Source organism: Ectothiorhodospira lacustris (genome assembly GCF_022227845.1).
GTDB lineage: Bacteria > Pseudomonadota > Gammaproteobacteria > Ectothiorhodospirales > Ectothiorhodospiraceae > Ectothiorhodospira > Ectothiorhodospira lacustris.
Genome location: NZ_JAJNQN010000015.1, coordinates 1 through 17,009, shown reverse-complemented (window position 1 = coordinate 17,009; position 17,009 = coordinate 1). Strand labels below are relative to the sequence as shown.

18 protein-coding genes and 1 tRNA gene are annotated in these 17,009 nt (G+C 64.4%); 6 read left to right on the top strand and 13 right to left on the bottom strand.

Features of this window, described 5'->3' with window-relative positions; translation table 11 throughout:
* The first annotated feature begins 82 nt into the window (after nucleotides 1-82).
* Nucleotides 83-688 carry a lytic transglycosylase domain-containing protein gene (locus LQ956_RS14975; RefSeq protein ID WP_347402065.1) on the top strand — a complete coding sequence of 202 codons (606 nt, stop codon included), beginning with the start codon at nucleotides 83-85 and terminating at the stop codon, nucleotides 686-688.
* Here the strand turns inward: LQ956_RS14975 and pgeF are convergent.
* From pgeF to LQ956_RS11290, 6 genes are all read right to left on the bottom strand, one after another.
* A complete protein-coding gene (gene pgeF, locus LQ956_RS11315; RefSeq protein ID WP_238630043.1) occupies nucleotides 669-1,415 on the bottom strand; it encodes a peptidoglycan editing factor PgeF in 747 nt (248 codons plus the stop codon). The two genes, LQ956_RS14975 and pgeF, sit on opposite strands and share 20 nt — an antisense overlap.
* A 58-nt stretch (nucleotides 1,416-1,473) precedes the next feature.
* Entirely contained in the window at nucleotides 1,474-2,769 is a 1,296-nt protein-coding gene (locus tag LQ956_RS11310) for a sensor domain-containing diguanylate cyclase (RefSeq protein ID WP_238622477.1), read from the bottom strand.
* Nucleotides 2,770-3,158: 389 nt separating this feature from the next.
* A tRNA-Phe gene (locus LQ956_RS11305) sits at nucleotides 3,159-3,234 on the bottom strand.
* 107 nt (nucleotides 3,235-3,341) lie between these two features.
* Nucleotides 3,342-3,614, bottom strand: coding sequence for an oxidative damage protection protein (locus LQ956_RS11300; protein WP_238622478.1), 273 nt, complete (start codon nucleotides 3,612-3,614; stop codon nucleotides 3,342-3,344).
* Nucleotides 3,580-4,677 carry an A/G-specific adenine glycosylase gene (gene mutY / locus LQ956_RS11295; protein WP_238630044.1) on the bottom strand — a complete coding sequence of 366 codons (1,098 nt, stop codon included), beginning with the start codon at nucleotides 4,675-4,677 and terminating at the stop codon, nucleotides 3,580-3,582. The genes LQ956_RS11300 and mutY overlap by 35 nt, the downstream gene beginning before the upstream one ends.
* Nucleotides 4,674-6,851 carry an AsmA family protein gene (locus LQ956_RS11290; RefSeq protein WP_238630045.1) on the bottom strand — a complete coding sequence of 726 codons (2,178 nt, stop codon included), beginning with the start codon at nucleotides 6,849-6,851 and terminating at the stop codon, nucleotides 4,674-4,676. Before LQ956_RS11290 ends, mutY begins: the two co-directional genes overlap by 4 nt.
* 111 nt (nucleotides 6,852-6,962) lie before the next feature.
* Here LQ956_RS11290 and LQ956_RS11285 point away from each other — a divergent pair, with 111 nt between their 5' ends.
* Nucleotides 6,963-7,412, top strand: coding sequence for an arsenate-mycothiol transferase ArsC (locus tag LQ956_RS11285; protein WP_238622481.1), 450 nt, complete (start codon nucleotides 6,963-6,965; stop codon nucleotides 7,410-7,412).
* A gap of 23 nt (nucleotides 7,413-7,435) precedes the next feature.
* On the opposite strand, the gene moaC is transcribed toward LQ956_RS11285, so the two are convergent.
* Nucleotides 7,436-7,930 carry a cyclic pyranopterin monophosphate synthase MoaC gene (gene moaC, locus LQ956_RS11280; protein WP_238630046.1) on the bottom strand — a complete coding sequence of 165 codons (495 nt, stop codon included), beginning with the start codon at nucleotides 7,928-7,930 and terminating at the stop codon, nucleotides 7,436-7,438.
* A gap of 96 nt (nucleotides 7,931-8,026) precedes the next feature.
* Here moaC and LQ956_RS11275 point away from each other — a divergent pair, with 96 nt between their 5' ends.
* Complete coding sequence (locus LQ956_RS11275) at nucleotides 8,027-8,260, top strand: MoaD/ThiS family protein (protein ID WP_238622483.1); 234 nt, start codon at nucleotides 8,027-8,029, stop codon at nucleotides 8,258-8,260.
* Between the two features lie 4 nt (nucleotides 8,261-8,264).
* Nucleotides 8,265-8,702, top strand: coding sequence for a molybdenum cofactor biosynthesis protein MoaE (locus LQ956_RS11270; RefSeq protein WP_238622484.1), 438 nt, complete (start codon nucleotides 8,265-8,267; stop codon nucleotides 8,700-8,702).
* Between the two features lie 18 nt (nucleotides 8,703-8,720).
* Here LQ956_RS11270 and LQ956_RS11265 read toward each other — a convergent pair whose 3' ends face one another.
* From LQ956_RS11265 to LQ956_RS11240, 6 genes are all read right to left on the bottom strand, one after another.
* Nucleotides 8,721-10,112 (bottom strand): DegQ family serine endoprotease, encoded by a 1,392-nt coding sequence (locus tag LQ956_RS11265; RefSeq protein WP_238630047.1) that lies wholly within the window; start codon nucleotides 10,110-10,112, stop codon nucleotides 8,721-8,723.
* Nucleotides 10,113-10,385: 273 nt separating this feature from the next.
* Nucleotides 10,386-11,327 (bottom strand): DnaJ C-terminal domain-containing protein, encoded by a 942-nt coding sequence (locus LQ956_RS11260; protein WP_238622486.1) that lies wholly within the window; start codon nucleotides 11,325-11,327, stop codon nucleotides 10,386-10,388.
* An 86-nt stretch (nucleotides 11,328-11,413) separates the two neighbouring features.
* A complete protein-coding gene (locus LQ956_RS11255) occupies nucleotides 11,414-11,848 on the bottom strand; it encodes an Hsp20/alpha crystallin family protein (RefSeq protein ID WP_238622492.1) in 435 nt (144 codons plus the stop codon).
* A 97-nt stretch (nucleotides 11,849-11,945) separates the two neighbouring features.
* Nucleotides 11,946-12,164 (bottom strand): DUF2835 domain-containing protein, encoded by a 219-nt coding sequence (locus tag LQ956_RS11250; RefSeq protein ID WP_238622487.1) that lies wholly within the window; start codon nucleotides 12,162-12,164, stop codon nucleotides 11,946-11,948.
* Nucleotides 12,165-12,209: 45 nt separating this feature from the next.
* Nucleotides 12,210-13,076, bottom strand: a complete 867-nt coding sequence (locus LQ956_RS11245) for a YicC/YloC family endoribonuclease (protein WP_238622488.1) — start codon at nucleotides 13,074-13,076, stop codon at nucleotides 12,210-12,212.
* 129 nt (nucleotides 13,077-13,205) lie between these two features.
* On the bottom strand, nucleotides 13,206-15,098 hold the full coding sequence (locus LQ956_RS11240) for a TonB-dependent receptor plug domain-containing protein (RefSeq protein WP_238622489.1): 1,893 nt from the start codon (nucleotides 15,096-15,098) through the stop codon (nucleotides 13,206-13,208).
* A 451-nt stretch (nucleotides 15,099-15,549) separates the two neighbouring features.
* On the opposite strand from LQ956_RS11240, the gene rph reads away from it, so the two are divergent.
* Both rph and rdgB read left to right on the top strand, forming a co-directional pair.
* The gene (rph, locus tag LQ956_RS11235) at nucleotides 15,550-16,266 is read left to right on the top strand and encodes a ribonuclease PH (protein WP_238622490.1); all 717 of its coding nucleotides are present in this window, start codon (nucleotides 15,550-15,552) and stop codon (nucleotides 16,264-16,266) included.
* A gap of 117 nt (nucleotides 16,267-16,383) precedes the next feature.
* A complete protein-coding gene (gene rdgB / locus LQ956_RS11230) occupies nucleotides 16,384-16,977 on the top strand; it encodes an RdgB/HAM1 family non-canonical purine NTP pyrophosphatase (protein ID WP_238622491.1) in 594 nt (197 codons plus the stop codon).
* The last annotated feature ends 32 nt before the right edge of the window (nucleotides 16,978-17,009 follow it).

Sequence of the window (17,009 nt, the reverse complement as noted above, 5' to 3'; positions counted from 1 at the left end):
ATTATGATCTGCGCAGAGAGGTCCAAACACAATGCATCGCTTCCTCCGACGATGGGGCAAACCGGCGGCACTGACAATATCAGTGCTTGCCCTCTGCCTGCCCATCGGTCTGGGCGCGGATATCTACATCTACAGGGACCGGGACGGCACCCCTTTGTTCACGGACCGGCGCGACATGGGCCCGGACTATACCTTTGTGGGGCGCTATGGCCGCCCCACCGCCTCCCATGCCTGCCGTGGCGTGACCCGCACCATCATGAATCAGCGCGCCCTGGATCATCTGCTCACCATCCGCCATTACGCGCGCCATCATGGGGTCGACGAGGAGATGATTCGGGCCATCATCATGGTGGAATCCTGTTTCGATCGCCACGCCGTCTCCCGGGTGGGCGCAGAGGGCCTGATGCAATTGATGCCGGGCACCGCCCGGGAGCTGGGCGTGAGCAATGCCTTTGATGCCGCCGAGAACATCCGCGGCGGCGTCACCTATTTCGCGCGGATGCTGGAACGCTTCGACCATGACGTGACCCTGGCTCTGGCCGCCTATAATGCCGGCCCGGGTGCCGTGGAGCGCCATGGTGGTGTGCCACCGTTTGCCGAAACCCGTCAATACATCATACGTGTGATGGAGCAGTACCAATACCTGCGCCCGGAGGCCGGGATAACCCTCAGTCCACCAACCAGATGAGCGTGGCCATGCGCCCGGTCTCCCCGTCCCGGCGAAAGGAATAGAAACGGCGCGCGTCACTGAAGGTGCAGGCGGTTTCCGCCTGAATGCTGCGTAGGCCGCAGGCCGACAACCGTCGTCGTGCCAGCATCCGCAGATCCGCCAGCCAGCGCCCTGTCGAGGACGGCGCAAAGGCGTCATGGGCGCCCGGATCCTGCTGCAGAAAGGCGGCCCGCACCTCGTCTCCCACCTCGAAGGCGCCGGGACCGATGCAGGGCCCCAGCCAGGCCATCAGTTCCCCGGGCGGGCAGCCCAGGGCCTCAACCGTGGCCTCCAGCACCCCGCCGGCCAGCCCCCGCCAGCCGGCGTGGGCCGCCCCCACCCGGGTGCCGGCGTGGTCACAGAACAATACCGGCAGGCAGTCCGCCGTCATCACCACGCAGGGCGGCCCCGGTGCAAAGGCAACCACCGCGTCCGCCGCTGGCTGATCACCGCAACAACTGGTTTCCACCACGCGGATGCCATGCACCTGATGAAGCCAGCACGGCTCGCGGGGCAGACCCAGGCGCTGCCTCAGCAGACGGCGATTGTGGATCACGGCCTTCGGGTCATCCCCGTTATTCAGGCCCAGATTGAAGTCGTCAAACGGGGGCCGGCTGACGCCCCCGGCGCGGGTCGTCGAGATCGAACGCACACCGGCCGGTGCCGGCCAGGCGGGTACGAGCAATCCGGGTTCGGCACAGCGCATGGTTTCCCCCTTCGGGAAAGGGCCTGTCGTCCCGCACATGGGATAAATAATCAACAGGTCAGAACGGGGCCAGAGCCACCTGATTCCGGCCATTGTGCTTGGCCTTGTAAAGGGCCTCGTCGGCCCGGCTCAAGCTCGCGTCCGGACTACCGTCTTCAGGGCTGAGCCGCGTGATACCAATGCTCACGGTCATCGCAATGATGGCCCCCGGTGTCACGGCCGGGGTGGATTTCACCTTGCGGCGAAGGCGTTCCGCCAGAACCAGAGCCTCCTGCTCCGTGGTCCCCGGCAGCAGGATCGCAAACTCTTCACCGCCGGTACGGGCGGGCAGATCCATCCTGCGCAGGCAACTTTGCAGGATATCGGCAAAGTGCTGCAACACCAGATCACCGGAGGAATGCCCATAGGTATCATTGATGTTCTTGAAGTAATCCAGATCCACCATCAGTAAGGTCGAGGGCTGATGCGGTCGGCGCCGAACGCGGGCCAGTTCATCGGTCATACGGGCGATGAAGTGACGGCGATTGAAAAGCCCGGTCAGAAAATCCGTGGTGGCCATGCGGCGCAATTCGGATTCCAGTTTCTTGCGGGCGCCGATGTCCGAAAGGGTCCCCACCACGCGCAGGGGCCGGCCACCCTCATCCCGGCGGGCAACACGGCCCCGCGCCAGCACCCACTTCCACCCTCCATCCTTGCAGCGCATGCGAAATTCACACATATAGTGGGAAGAGTCCCCCTGCAAATGATCCTGCAGGGCGCCGGAAAACCCCCTCAAGTCATCCGGATGCACCAGACTCACCCACTGTTCGAAGCTCTTGTCCAGTTCCGCATCCGAGAACCCGATGATCTGCCGAAAACGGGCACAGTAGACCACGTCATTAGACTCCAGGTCCCAGTCCCAGACCCCGTCACCGGCACCAAACAGGGCAAAGCGCCAACGCAGCGAGCTTTCCGTCAGACCATCCGCCCAGGGAGAGGGCAGACCCGGGGACTCATCCCGGGACTCATTGACCTCGGTCAGCACACACAGGAAGTGTCGATCCGAATCCGCATCCAGACGATTCAGGTGCACAAGGACCTCGAACTTGTGACCATTGGCATCCCGGCATTGTGCTCTGAGCTGCTGGGGACGAGACAGGGTGCAGCAACTCTCCATCAGATCCGCCAGCCCGGCAACATTCAGAGAGAACAGGAAATGGGTCAGATCAGGCCACTGACTGCGATCTTCCGGCAGGGCCAGACGATCACGCGCCGAGGGGTTGGCCTCAAGGATGGTCCCGTCGATATCCACACTGAGCAACGGCAACGGCAGGTTCCGGAAAACGGCCATTGCCCCGGTTGCAGCTTTTTCCATAAGCGGCCAATCCACAACATTCTGCTCCCGTCAGGCCTTTAGGGAAGTTTTGAAAAAGTCCCTTGCCGTCACTCCCGCGAGGACGTCTCGTCATCACCCCCGCAAGAGCGTCTCGTCGTAACCTCCGCAAGGGCGTCTCGTCATCACCCCCGCGAAGGCTCCCCGTCGTCACTCCCGCGAAGGCGGGAGCCCAGGCCTTTCCGACTCGTGACTGGATTCCCGCATTCGCGGGAATGACCTGTTCAGACCAGGGAACCACCTGCCCATACACGGCAATGACGGGTTCAGAACATCCTCAGGAGGTTCTCCGTCGTTCCCTAGCATAGCGTCTTTTTGTAGCGGCGCAGACGAAAAAAAACCCCGGCAGCCAAGCAGCCGGGGTTTTTGTATGGTGGCCAGGGACGGAATCGAACCGCCGACACGGGGATTTTCAATCCCCTGCTCTACCAACTGAGCTACCTGGCCTTTTTGTCTTTTTCACCGCACCAAACTGCGGTGCGGCGAAGTTGCGTATTAAAGCGGCATCAGGCGCTTTCGTCAAGCCCCCTGAAACCAACCCACGTGATTTTTTCCTACTTGGTGGGATCCACGTAGCCTTCCGGCATGCTGGCTCCCTCGCCGAAGAAGAATTTTTCCATCTCTTCTTCCAGGAACTTGCGGGCCTTGGGATCAACCGTGGCCAACCGGTACTCGTTGATGAGCATGGTCTGATGCCGGATCCACTTCTGCCACGCCTCCTTGGAGACGTTGTCGTAGATTTTCTTGCCCAGGTCACCGGGATAGGGCGCAAAATCCAGCCCCTCGGCCTCGTTACCCAGGTAGACGCAATTCACCATGCGAGCCATTGATCTCTCCGTCCTCATGCGCAATATGATCCAGAAGCCGGGCCACCGGCGCGGCAAGCCCCAGCTCCGAACGAGCTTCAGGTTTATACCAGACCCGGCCAGGGGCTTCCATCACACTGGCCGCGGGGTCTTTCACCCACAGTCGCAACGGGGCGATGTGCAACCGAAAATGGGTGAAGACATGCACGAAGGGCTGCAGTGGATGCTCCTCGTGTACTTCCGTGCCCAGATGACGCAGGCACCACTGATCCGCCTCCTGAACGGATGACACCTCCGGAAATCCCCACAGCCCGCCCCACAGGCCCGTCGGTGGCCGCTGTTCCAGCAGGATCCCCTCGGGGCCACGGATGATGAGCATCACCGTGCTGCGCCGGGGCTGCTCCCGCCGGGGGCGGGGCGTAGGCAGGAGGGACTGACGACCGGTGGCATGAGCCACACAGTCCGACTGTACGGGACAGCCCCCGCAGGCGGGCCGACTGCGGGTGCAGACGGTGGCCCCCAGGTCCATGATGGCCTGGGTGTAGTCGGCCACCCGCGCTGACGGCGTCAGGGCCTCCGCCAGCGCCCAGAGCCGGCGGGAGACCGCCGTCGTGCCGGGCCAGCCCTCCACACCGCGATGGCGGGCCAATACCCGCTTGACGTTACCGTCCAAAATGGCCCGGCGCTGACCGCAAGCAATGGACAGGATGGCCGCGGCCGTTGAACGACCAATACCGGGCAGGGCCTCCAGGCCCTCGGGGGTATCCGGAAAATGGCCCTGATGCTGCGCCACCACCTGCCGTGCCGCCCGATGCAGATTGCGGGCCCGGGCGTAATAACCCAGGCCGGACCAGTGGTGCAGCACTTCGTCGATGGGCGCCCGCGCCAGGGCCGCCACATCCGGGAAACGGCCCATGAAACGCTGGTAATAGGGAATCACCGTCACCACCTGAGTCTGCTGCAGCATGATCTCGGAGACCCAGACCCGGTAGGGGCTGATCTCCTGCTGCCAGGGCAGATCATGGCGCCCGTGCCGGTCAAACCAGTCCAGCAGACGGGCGCCGAAGTCCTGTGCAGCGCTCAACGGAGCCGATCCAGTAGACGGTCGCCCAGCTGATCGCGGATACGGTCCGCTTCCTGCTGCACCCGGTCACGCTGCTGGTCGATCAAGGGCTGAACCTTTTCTTCCACCCGCTCCTGCACCTGCTGCTCCAGCCGCTCCCGCTCCTGATCCAGCCGTCCGCTGACCACGCCGGCCAGGTCCAGACCGAAACGGGGTTCGCTGAACGTGCCGCGGATGGTGATGGGCAGATTCACGTTGCGCAGGTCATCCAGGGAACGCCCCCCCTGCCCCTCCAGGGTGGCCACCAGGCCGGTATCCAGACGGTAGTCCAGCCGCTCCCGGTTCAGATCCACGGTGCCCCGCCCACGCACCCGCAACAGCGGCGAGGACGCCTGCAGGTCCTGATTATCAACCACCCCGTTGTTGATCCTGAAACTGCCGGTCAGCTCGGTGAAGTCGGTCTGCACCGGTTCGTCGGTCGGCTCGACGGCACGCCCCCGCAACCGACCTTCCGCGTCGCGGATGATCTGGGCCACATTGATCCCTTTCACCGCACCATCGGCAAAGCGCAGATCCCCATCGCCATTGAGGCCGGCGATCAGGGCCTTGACCGAATCGCCGCGGCTGTTCAGGTCAAGCCGCAGGTTGGCAGTGCCGGTGACCATCGGTGCCTCGCCGGTGAGGTCCTGGAGCAAATTGCCCATGCGCACCCCTTGCAAATTGCTGCGGGCCTGGAAACGGGGGATCTCCCCCCGGGCATCCAGCCCCAGAGCACCTTCCACCCGACCGTCATACAGCGCGGCGCGGAAGGGACGCAGCTCCACCTGGCCGTCCCGGGCACGCAGCTCCAGCACCACGTCGGACAGGTGCAGGTTGCCGACCACCAGTCGGCCGATGCCCAGATCGCCGCTGAGGTTCAGCGGCCGCAACAGTGCCAGCGGCAGGTCGATGGTTTCCTCCGGCCAGCCGTCCCGGGGAGCCGGTACCTGACCCGCACCGGGCGCGGGTCTGTCCTCGGCGGGCGGCAGGTAATGATCCAGATTGATGCGATCCACCTGCAGGGACAGGTTGATGGCGGGCGTGGCAAAACCACTGACGGTGGCCCGCCCCGTCAGGGTGGTCTCGTCCAGGGTGACCATGAGCTGGCTCAGATCCAGACGCTCCCCCTGCATCACAAAGCCCAGGTCCAGGGCGGCATTCTTGAGTACGTCGGGATTGGCGGTCTCGGGTTCTTCCATGCCCAGGGCCTGCATCAATTGGCGGGGATTGATGCGACCGCTGCGCAGCTCGCCGTGCACACGGGGTTCATCGGTGAGTGACTCCACCTTCATCAGGCCGGTGAGCTGGGTGTCGAAGGCGGTTACGGTCAACCGTTCCAGCGTGGCCGTGTCGTTGCGCAGGTCCGCCCACAGATCCCCTTCAAGGCGTGCCAGGATGGGGGCCGGCAGGGTCTCGCCGCGGGCATCCAATGTTGCCGTCAGGCGCCGCAGGCCATAGCGTTGATTGGCCACATCCAAATACAACAGGGCCGACAGGTCGGTGACCGCCGTCAGGGCCGGCTCTCCCAGCCGGGTCTGGAAGGTAAGTTCCAGCGGGGTCTCCTGCCCCAGACGCAGACGGCCCAGGGTCAGATTGAAGGGGTCCACCACCAGATCGGTACCCGCCTGGGCGTCACGCCAGCGTACCCGGGCGTCAATGACCTCAATGCCGGCAATGTCCAACCCCCTCAGGGCCGACGGGAGGGCATCCGACTCCGAAGGCGGCGTCTCTGCGGACACCTCCGGGGCGTCCACGTCTTTCAGCAGATCGTCCCAGTTGCTGCGCCCCCGGGCATCCCGTGCCAGATTCAGATCCAGCCCTTCCAGACGCACCCGTTCCACCTGGAGTTCACGACGCAGCAGGGGCAGCATGGCGACTGCCACATCCACTTCCCGGATGCGAGCGAAGTGGTCATCGGGGAAGCCTTCCCCGTTGGCCAGGGTGGTTTCCCCTAACGCCAGGGCCAGGCGCGGGAAGATGGACAGCCCGATGTCGCCGCTGATGGTGAGTTCCCGGCCGGTCTGTTCCTGGACGGCGGTGCTGATGCGATCCTTGTAGGCGTTGGGATCGAAGGTGGCCAGCAGGAAGATCAGCAGGGCCACGAACAGCACCAGCACGAGCGCCACGGCCATCAGGGCACGTTTGATCCATTTCATCGGGTACATACCTCATTTGGGTCGGAGTACGTATTGGGTCTTGCCACTGTTGCAGTGTAACGTGGTCGATCAAGAGACGCAGGGTTCCCCCGCCCCTGCAGGTGATCCTGCATGACAAACGCATCGAATCTGCGACGCAAGCCTCATATCCTGTTCCTGGGTCCGACCAATACCGCCCGGACCCTGATGGCGGAGGCCTGTGCCCGTGCATACCTGGCCGATCTGGCCGAAGTGCGTTCCGTGGGCATGCGCGCCGGCGACCCGGACGACAGGACCCTGGCGGTACTGGAGGAGGATGGCACGGACACCTCGGCACTGAGGCCCAGGGATCTGGACGCGGCGGTGCTGGAATGGGCCGATCTCATCGTCACCCTGACCCCCGACCCGACCCGGCTGCCCGCGCCCCGGGGGGACAGTTTCATCAGCAAGAACTGGCCCCTGGATGACCCACGGATGCAGGGAGACAACGGCCCGGATCTTGATGCATACCGTCGCTGCCGCGAGGAGATCAAGCGACGGGTGCGCCAGCTGGCCAACTCCATACGGCTGATGCAGCGCTGACAACCGGGATGATCACGACGGCACTACACCTGCAAACCGGCGGGATCGAGATGCCAGTCACCGGACCGGCCACCGGCCTTGTGCAACAGACGGATACCCTCCATCACCATGCCCCGGTCCACGGCCTTGCACATGTCATACACGGTGAGCAGAGCCACCTGAACCGCCGTCAGGGCCTCCATCTCCACCCCGGTGGGTCCTCGCGTTTCCGCCGTCACCCGGCAATGTACCGCAGGCGGCTGATCCGTGGTGTCCAGTTCCACCTCCAGCCGGGTCAGGGCCAGGGGATGGCACAGAGGGATCAGCTCGGCGGTCTTCTTACCGGCCATGATCCCGGCCACCCGGGCGATGCCCAGGACATCCCCCTTGCGATAGCCTCCGCCACGGATCAGCACCAGGGTATCAGGGGACATGACGATGCGTCCCTCGGCCACGGCCACCCGATGGGTGCTGTCCTTGCCGCCCACATCCACCATATGGGCGTGGCCGGCCGCGTTGAAGTGGGTCAATCCGGGCATGCTGGACTATCCTTATGACGGGGATGGCACCCATGGTCTCAGGCCCGCCCCCACAGGTAAACATCGACCTCGCTGAAAACCGGAGTATCTCGCTACGTGACCGTCACTGTTCGCTATTTTGCCTCCCTGCGAGAGTCCGCGGGGCGCGCCCGGGAAGAGATGGATGCCGCGGGCGTCCACTGCGCCCTGGATGTCTGGCGGCGCGCCCAGGAAGGACGCCCCCTGCCCCCCGGGACGCTGATCGCCGTGAATCAGGAATATGCCGCGGCCGATCATCCCGTGCAGGAGGGTGACGAAGTGGCCTTCTTCCCGCCGGTGACGGGGGGCTGATGCCGTGGCCGTTCATCTCTTTGCCGACGCCCTGGACCCCTGGGGTACGCTGATCCGGCACCAACAGGCTCTGACCGCGGGCCAGTTCGGCGCCACGGCCGTCTTCGTGGGGACCATGCGCGACTTCAATGAGGGTGATGACGTCCAGGCCATGACCCTGGAACACTATCCCGGCATGACCGAGCGTCAGCTGGAGGCCATCGAGCAGGAGGCCCGGGAACAGTGGCCACTGGAAGACGTGCTGATCGCCCATCGGGTGGGCCGGGTACACCCCGGCGACCCCATCGTCCTCACCGCTGTCTGGTCGGCCCATCGTCAGGCGGCCTTCGAGTCCTGCCGGTTCCTCATGGAAGCCCTCAAGTCCAGGGCTCCTTTCTGGAAACAGGAGCGCCTGCAAAGCGGACAGAACCGCTGGGTGAAGAGCAGCACGCCCGGCATGTAGGGGGAACGGTTGTCAGGCCTACTGCAGCAGCAGGAAGAAGGCGCTGCTATCGCGGCGCAGATTCAGCAGTAGTCGTTGTCCGCCGGTACCGGCGGCCTGCCTGACTTCCTCCAGGCTGGTGACCGGGCGACGGTTCACCGAAAGGATCAGGTCACCCGGCCTGAGGCCGGCACGGGCGGCCGGCGAACCCGGCGCCACCCGAGCCACCAAGACGCCCTCCACCGCACCGTACAAAGGTGAGTCTTCCTGAATCGCCCCCAGGGCGGCCCCCTCCAGACGGGGACTGATGCGGCCACCGTCCAGGCTGGAGGCCTGGATCTCACTCACCTGAGCCCGGATCACACGGGAACGTTTGTCTCGCAGCACCTCCAGTTCCACGGTGGCCCCCACCCGCAGCAACCCGATGGCGTTGCGCAGCTCGGCGGCGTTGCGAACGGCACGCCCGTTCACCCGGGTGACCACATCGCCCTCCTTGAGCCCGGCCCGGGCCCCCGGCGAAGCCGGCTCCACCCGGGCGATGACCGCCCCACGGGTCTGCTCGATGCCGAAGGCCCGAGCCAGATCCGGAGTAAGGTCCTGCACCGACACGCCCAGACGCCCGCGCCGCACCTCACCATACTCCACCAGATGATCCATCACCTGCAGGGCCATGTTCACCGGAATGGCGAAACCGATACCGATATTGCCGCCGCCGCGGGTCAGGATGGCGGAGTTGATCCCTACCAGTTCACCCCGCAGGTTCACCAGTGCGCCGCCGGAATTGCCGGGATTGATGGAGGCATCGGTCTGGATGAAATCCTCATAGGCCTCCACGCTCAGCCCGGTCCGCCCCAGGGCGCTGACGATGCCCGAGGTCACGGTCTGTCCCAGACCGAAGGGGTTGCCGATGGCCACCACGAAATCCCCCACCTTCAGGGCATCGGAATCGGCAGCCGGGAGTGCCTTGAGGCCCTCGGCCTCCACCTGCAGCACCGCCAGGTCGGTGGCCTGGTCGGTACCGATCACCTTTGCATCCAGGCGGCGGCCATCATGGAGCGTAACCACGATTTCATCGGCATTCCGGATCACGTGGTCATTGGTGAGGATGAAGCCTCTGCCCGCGTCCAGGATCACGCCGGAGCCCAGTCCCTGGGTCTGACGCTCCCGAGGGGCCTGAGGCAGGTCGAAAAAACGGCGGAAGAAGGGGTCATCGAACAGGGGGCTGACCCGTTCCTGCACCCGGCCCCGGGTGGCCAGGTTCACCACACCGGGGATGGTCCGCTCCAGCATGGGGGCCAGGGACGGCAGGGGTTCGCCATCCACTTCTACCGGCAGACGGGCGGCCGCCGGCAGGCTCAGGCCCAGCAGGAGTACCAGCAGGAGGGGCCACAAGAGAGGTTTGTGCAACGGATGAAGGTGTTTCGTTCTCATGGCGAATCGTCAAGACACTGAGTTGCTTGAAAGGAACGCCCCGCGCTTCCCTGGCACGTTTCCATCCCGTCATTCCCGCGAATGCGGGAATCCAGTCACGGGCTGAAAATCCTGGGCTCCCGCCTACGCGGGAGTGACGACAAAGGGGCCTACGCAGCAGTGAAAACAAAGGGTCTGCCAGGGCCTCCATTGAGACTGTCGGTAAGCCTTCGGGTTCAATACCGACCATCGCCATCCCATCATCCTTCGCGGCAATTTCGGCCACGGGGCCATTCAGGACTTCAGGTGCGCCCTGGGGTCGAAAGGCATTTCCTTGCTCATGCGTTCGTACAAGGATCGGGCGGCCTTCTCGTCGGCGGGCGGCGTGTGGATCTGCAACACCAGGTACTGGTCCCCCGGCGGGGCCCCCGGCAGACCGCGCCCCTTGAGCCGCAAACGGCGGCCGGACTGTGAGCCGGCGGGGATCTTCATATCCACCCGCCCCTCCAGGGTGGGCACGCTCACCGTCGCCCCCAGGGCCGCTTCCCAGGGGGTAATCGGCAGATCCAGATGGACATCCCGTCCTTCCAAACGGAAGTAGGGATGGGGTTTGATATGGACCTCCAGATACAGATCACCCGCCGGTCCGCCGCCGGCGCCCGGGGTGCCCTGCCCCGTCAAGCGAATGCGCTGACCCTCGGTAACACCGGCCGGGACCTTCACCTGCAGGGTCCGGTCGCCGGCACGCACGGAGACGGCGCCGCCTTTGACGGCGCGTTCCAGATCCAGACGGATGCGGGCACTCCTATCCTCGCCCCGGCCGGTAAAGCCGCGCTGGGTACGGTGGCCGCGGGTTCGCTGGGCGCCCTGCCGACCGAACAAGGCCTCGAAGAATTCGGAAAAATCGCTCTGGGTGAAGCCATCATGGAAGTCACCGGAAAAACCACCGGCACGGCCACCGCCCCTCCCCCCGAACCAGGCGTCAAAATCCGGCGGCGGGCGAAAATCCTGCCCCGGGCGCCAGTGGCTACCCAGTTGATCGTAGGTTTTGCGCTTCTCCGGATCGCCCAGGACCTCGTAGGCCTCATTCACCGCCTTGAACCGTTCCTCGGCATTGGGCTCCTTGCTTACGTCCGGGTGAAACTTGCGGGCAAGGCGACGATAGACCTTCTTGATCTCGTCCTGGGTGGCGGTACGTTCCACCCCGAGCACCGTGTAATAGTCTTTGTATTCCATGGCCCGTCAGGATACTCCGAAAGCAAGTGCGCCGCGTGGGAACGCGGCGCAAAGTGGGTGTCACGGGAAAAAACCGTCGACGGACATCAGCCTTCCACGGAAATGCGACGGGGCTGGACCTTCTCCTGCTTGGGGATGCGGACCTCCAGCACACCGTTCACGCTGCGGGCGGAGATACGCTCCGCATCGGCGGTATCCGGCAGGCTGAAACGGCGGAAGAAGCTGCCGCGGATGCGCTCCACACGCTTGTAGTTCTCCCGCTCTTCCTTGGTCTCGGCCTTGCGCTCGCCGCTGATGGTGAGCACGCTGTTCTCCATGTGGATTTGGATGTCCTTGGGGTCCACGCCGGGGACATCCGCATGCAGGACATAGGCGTCCTTTTCTTCCCGGATATCCACGGCCGGCACCCAATCGGCGGCGGCGGCGGTCTCCTCGCCGCCGTAACCGCCCCCGTGCAGGCGATCAAGCTCACGGGACAACTGATTCAGAAGACTCCAGGGTTCATAACGGGTCAACATGATAACGTCCTCCTGTTCACGGCTCGTCGGTTTGGGCTGTGAGCCCCTTTCGTGAGCAGATATAGGTTCGCCGTGGAGGATTTCAAGGGGAAGCGGCCTCTCAGAGACGTTCCAGTGACAGAAGTTTGAACTGGTCGTCAACCGTGAGCCGAAAGCGGCCATGAACCCCATCATGCAGCACGAACGGACGCAGTGCAGAGGCCGGAAAACGCACCGTTCTCCCCTCCCGGGACATGGCCACTACCGCAGAGGCCGCGCCGCTGTAGTAGCGCAGGTAGTCGTCGCGAGAGATGCTGAGGTTGAAGTGAAAATGCTGCACGGGGATGGCGGGTCGGCACCGGGTTGACTGGAGAACGGCACGATCTCATTCGATGTTCTGGATCTGCTCCCGCATCTGTTCGATCTGCACCTTCAGCTCTACCGAGGCCTGGGTGGTTTCCATGTCGTTGGCCTTGGAACCCAGGGTATTGGCCTCCCGGTTGAACTCCTGCATGAGGAAATCCAGCCGTCGCCCCACCGGTTCATCCCGCTGCAGACAGGCCAGTACTTCCTTTACATGGCCGTCCAGACGGTCCAGCTCCTCGGCCACGTCCAGCTTCTGAGCCTGGAGGGCCAGTTCCTGCTCCAGCCGTCCGGGCTCCAGATCCACCCCCAGCTCACTGATGCGGGTACGCAGGCGTTCCCTCAGGGCCGTCACCACCTCCGGGCGACGGGCGCGTACCTGGGCCACCTGTTCGGTGATAGCCCGGCAGCGGCTTTCCAGCAGACTGTGAATATGGGCACCTTCACGGGCGCGGTGCTCGATCAGGGCATCCAGGGCCTCATCCAGGAGGTTCAGGGCGGAGGTATGCACCGGCTGCAGGTCGGGCTCGGACTGGCGTACCACGCCGGGCCAGCGCAGGATCTCCATGGCACTCATGCGGGCGGCGTTCATCATCCAGTGCTCCACCTTGACCACCTTGGTGATGAGTTCCTTGGCCAGGTCGTCGTTGATCTCCAGGGTGCTGTCGGTGGTGTCCGCCTTGCGAAAGCGCAGATTGCACTCCACCTTGCCCCGACCCAGGCGGGCGTTGACCCGCTCACGTACCGGACCCTCCAGGGCGCGCAACTCATCGGGCAGACGCGTGCTCACGTCCAGGTAGCGGTGGTTGACGCTGCGCAGCTCCCAGGCCAGGGTGCCGATATCGCCGGAAGATTCACATCGTGCGAATCCGGTCATGCTGCGGATCATGGGGTGTCCTTGCGGTCTCGAATGTGGCGTTGATTGTAGCGCATCCATACCCGGCTCCGGGTTCGAGGCCCCGGCAAGCGATCCATCTGCGCTCGGCGCATGGTGGCCCGGCTTACACATGTGATGAAGTCAGAAATCCACCCGGAGACTGACATAGGCCTCGGCACTGCGGCGGTTCGGCTTGATCAACGAACCTTGCGGGCGCGTATCGTACCCCCGTGCCAGGACATCGGTCAGAGATAGGGCCGCCTGCACCCGCCCCCCCAGATCACGACGCAGGTGCAGGTCCAGGAAACCGTCGCTGGCGTCGATGGCGGGACCGGTCGGGTCATCGTTCCACCGCAACGAACCGTAGTGGTAATACTCGGCGGTCAGGAGCCAGGGTTCGGTCGGGGCGAACGACAGGGCCAGGTTGACGATGTGGGCCGGCACCGACTCGACCTGCAGGCGGGCTTCACGATCGCTGCTACGACTGGACAGCAGGGACAGCCCCCCATGCAGCCACACCCGGGAGCCCGGGCGATAAGCCACCTGGGTCTCGACACCCTGCAGGATCATGCCGCCGGCATTGACGAATTCTCCCTCCGGCTCGATGCCGTGCAGCACCTTGTAGGGGACCTGGATCAGGTCATGCAGCCGGTTCCGGAACAACTTGATGTCGGTGACCAGGCGGCCATCGGCCCACTGACCTTGATACCCCAGCTCCAGAGAACGGATCACCTCGGGTGCCAGGCCGCCGGCGGAGGCGATGGCACCGTCGGCGGTACGCACCTTTTCTTCCACCAGACTGGGGGTGCGGATCGCCCTGGAGGCCACCAGCCGGAAGCTGTGGGACTCGTCGGGCATGTAGACCAGGGCCGCCCGAGGCATCAGGTCATCACCGGTGATGTCGTTGTGCTCGTACATGCCGCCCAGGTTCACCAGCCAGCGAGGATCGGGCGACCACTCCAGATTGCCGAATGCACGGTAAATCCGATTACTCACCCAACCCGGGGCATCGAAGAAATAGGGTGATTCGGAACTGTCCAGACGCGCACCCACACCCCAGACCAAGCGGGTGGCATGAGAAGCCCTCAGATGGGACTCCAGTTCCACGTCGTGGCGCCGGGAGCGGGAATTACGATTGGTGGCGAAGGGATTGTCCTGCACGTCCAGAGCAATGTATTCATCGGTCAGATCGCTGTGCTGATAGTAGTACTGCAGCCGATAGGTGGCATCGGTGTCACGGCTGTCGTGGAGTTCAAGATGCACGTGTTCCATCTGCCGCTCGAAAGTGCGAGGGGGATTTATGCGGCTGACGACCCCCTCGGACCCCTTCTGCGCCTGAGAGGCCCCGAGATGGCTGATCAGGGTGATGCCCGGCAAAAGCGTCCAGTCGATGCGCGCATCTACCGTATCCAGCCGGCGCTGATCCCGCTTACCGCGAAAGCCGTCGTCTTCCTGGTGATGGTAGGTCAGCCGGTAGGCGGTCTGAGGGGTGATGCCCCCATGGCGTATCCGCAGATCCCGGATGCCCTGGGAGCCCAGGCGGGTGACCACCCGCTGCCCCTGAGTCTCGGCCGGATGACGGGTCAGGATGTTGATGATGGCAAAAAAGGAGTTGGAACCGTAGGCTGCGGAATTCGGCCCGCGGATGATCTCGATACGCTCGATATCATCGGGACTCAACCCCAGGCTGCCCCACTGGGCACCGCCGTTGGTGGGGGTATAGATGGATCGGCCGTCCACCAGAACCTGCAACTGGCGCACGAACTGCTCACCCAGCCCATGATAAGTGACGATCGGGCGGTTGCCGTTATTTCTCCCCACCAGAAAACCCGGGACCATTCTGAGCACCTCCGCCAGGTTGCGTGCCTGGCTCCTTTCCAGCCACTGGCGATCGATCACGGTGACCGATGCGGGCGCTTCTATCAGGGGCTGCTGCAGGCGGGTGGCCGTAAGGGCCACCGGAAGGTCCATGAAATAGTCCTGCTCCAGGGCGGTCAGATCATCGGCGGCAACAGGGAGACATGCCCCGGCCATCAGGACAGCCAAACCGGCACCCCACCCTGCAGACACGCCACGCGGGCCGGCGGCATGCGCAGGCATGGACGCCATGCATGAGCGCGGTTCAAAACGGAGCATGGCCAGCCTTACGGTCGTGTCAGATCCTCTTAATGGCCAGACCATCTCATCTCTCATCCCGGCACACGTCGTCAGCAACCATCCATCGGTTTACCCGCTGTATCTAACGGACGCAACCTTCAGCCACCGACCGCATACGCGGGAGGACCGGGCCGCTCATACCCCTCCTGGATACATTCTAAGCAAAGCTGCTTCTTATGGAGAGTATAAATGATCTACCTGTCCGTCCGCACCGAAGGCCCGGCTCGCTGCCCCACTCGGAACAAGCCGGTAGACCGCAGACCGCCCTACATCAGGATGAGCGGGACGGGTATAATCCCCGGCCATTTGCCCAATTCAGGAGTCCCCCATGCGACCCAGCGGCCGTGCCCCGGACCAGCTTCGCCCCATCCGTTTCACCCGCGGGTTCACCCGGCATGCGGAAGGGTCCGTGCTGGTGGAGTACGGCGATACCCGGGTGATCTGTACCGCCACCATTGATGAGCGGGTGCCTCCGTTCCTGAAGGGCAAGGGCCGGGGCTGGGTGACGGCCGAATACGGCATGCTGCCCCGCGCGACCCATGAGCGCATGGGCCGGGAGGCGGCTCGGGGCAAGCAGGGTGGGCGCACCCTGGAGATCCAGCGCCTGATCGGCCGCAGCCTGCGGGCGGCGGTGAATCTGGAAGGGCTGGGCGAGCGTCAGATCACCGTGGACTGCGATGTCATCCAGGCCGACGGCGGCACCCGCACCGCCGCCATCAGCGGCGGCTACGTGGCCCTGTGCGACGCCATCGCCGGCCTCAAGGCCCGGCGGCAGATCAAGCGGGACCCGATGTTCGGCAGCGTGGCGGCGGTTTCCGTGGGTATCTACAAGGGCGTGCCGGTGCTGGACCTGGACTACCCGGAGGATTCCGATGCGGAGACGGACATGAACGTGGTCATGAACGAGGCCGGCGGCTTCATCGAAATTCAGGGTACGGCGGAAGGGCATGCCTTCCGGGGCGAAGAGCTGGACAGCATGCTGGCCCTGGCCCGCAAGGGAATCGCCGAGATCATCCAGGCCCAGCAGGTAGCGTTGGGCAACTGAGCTCACCCTAATGGGGGCTGGCAGACCGACTCCCACGGGCATGGGCCTCTGTGGGAGCGGCCCCCGGCCGCGAAAGATGACTGACGACGCCTACCGTATTGCGTTTCGGAGCCAAGAATGAAAATCGTGCTCGCCACCGGCAATGCCGGCAAGGTCAGGGAATTTGCGGATCTGCTGGCCGGCAGCGGCCATGAAGTCCTGCCCCAGTCCGATTTCCAGGTCAGGGAAGCCGAGGAAACCGGGCTGAGCTTTGTGGAAAATGCCATCCTCAAGGCCCGCAATGCCGCCGAACAGACCGGTCTGCCGGCCATGGCCGATGATTCGGGGATCGAGGTGGACGCCCTGGACGGGGCACCCGGGATCTACTCGGCCCGTTACGCCGGCCCCGGCGCCGCAGCGGGGCAGAACAACAGCAAACTGCTGGAAGCCCTGAAAGGGGTTCCGGAAGGTCGGCGCACCGCCCGCTTTCGCTGCATCATCGCCTTTCTGCGCCATGCCCGGGATCCTTCGCCGATCCTCTGCGAAGGGACCTGGGAGGGGGCCGTGGCCCTGCGACCGGCGGGAGATGGCGGACACGGCTACGACCCGGTGTTTCTGGTGCCGGAGTTGGGACTGACAGCGGCGCAGATCAGCGCCGAGGAAAAGAACCGGCGCAGTCATCGGGGCCAGGCGCTCACCTCGCTGCTGACGCGTCTGGGCGGGCCGCGGTAAGGGGCATCCCTCGACCGGATATTGCGCCTCTG

Excerpts from the sequence above, each read along its gene's own strand:
- LQ956_RS11265 (WP_238630047.1), bottom strand. The coding sequence starts at position 10,112 with ATGAGAACGAAACACCTTCATCCGTTGCACAAACCTCTCTTGTGGCCC.
- LQ956_RS11240 (WP_238622489.1), bottom strand. The coding sequence starts at position 15,098 with ATGGCCGGGGCATGTCTCCCTGTTGCCGCCGATGATCTGACCGCCCTG.
- LQ956_RS11260 (WP_238622486.1), bottom strand. The coding sequence starts at position 11,327 with ATGGAATACAAAGACTATTACACGGTGCTCGGGGTGGAACGTACCGCC.
- rph (WP_238622490.1), top strand. The coding sequence starts at position 15,550 with ATGCGACCCAGCGGCCGTGCCCCGGACCAGCTTCGCCCCATCCGTTTC.
- rdgB (WP_238622491.1), top strand. The coding sequence starts at position 16,384 with ATGAAAATCGTGCTCGCCACCGGCAATGCCGGCAAGGTCAGGGAATTT.
- LQ956_RS11310 (WP_238622477.1), bottom strand. The coding sequence starts at position 2,769 with ATGGAAAAAGCTGCAACCGGGGCAATGGCCGTTTTCCGGAACCTGCCG.
- LQ956_RS11290 (WP_238630045.1), bottom strand. The coding sequence starts at position 6,851 with ATGAAATGGATCAAACGTGCCCTGATGGCCGTGGCGCTCGTGCTGGTG.
- LQ956_RS11300 (WP_238622478.1), bottom strand. The coding sequence starts at position 3,614 with ATGGCTCGCATGGTGAATTGCGTCTACCTGGGTAACGAGGCCGAGGGG.
- LQ956_RS11285 (WP_238622481.1), top strand. The coding sequence starts at position 6,963 with ATGACAAACGCATCGAATCTGCGACGCAAGCCTCATATCCTGTTCCTG.
- LQ956_RS11245 (WP_238622488.1), bottom strand. The coding sequence starts at position 13,076 with ATGATCCGCAGCATGACCGGATTCGCACGATGTGAATCTTCCGGCGAT.
- moaC (WP_238630046.1), bottom strand. The coding sequence starts at position 7,930 with ATGCCCGGATTGACCCACTTCAACGCGGCCGGCCACGCCCATATGGTG.
- pgeF (WP_238630043.1), bottom strand. The coding sequence starts at position 1,415 with ATGCGCTGTGCCGAACCCGGATTGCTCGTACCCGCCTGGCCGGCACCG.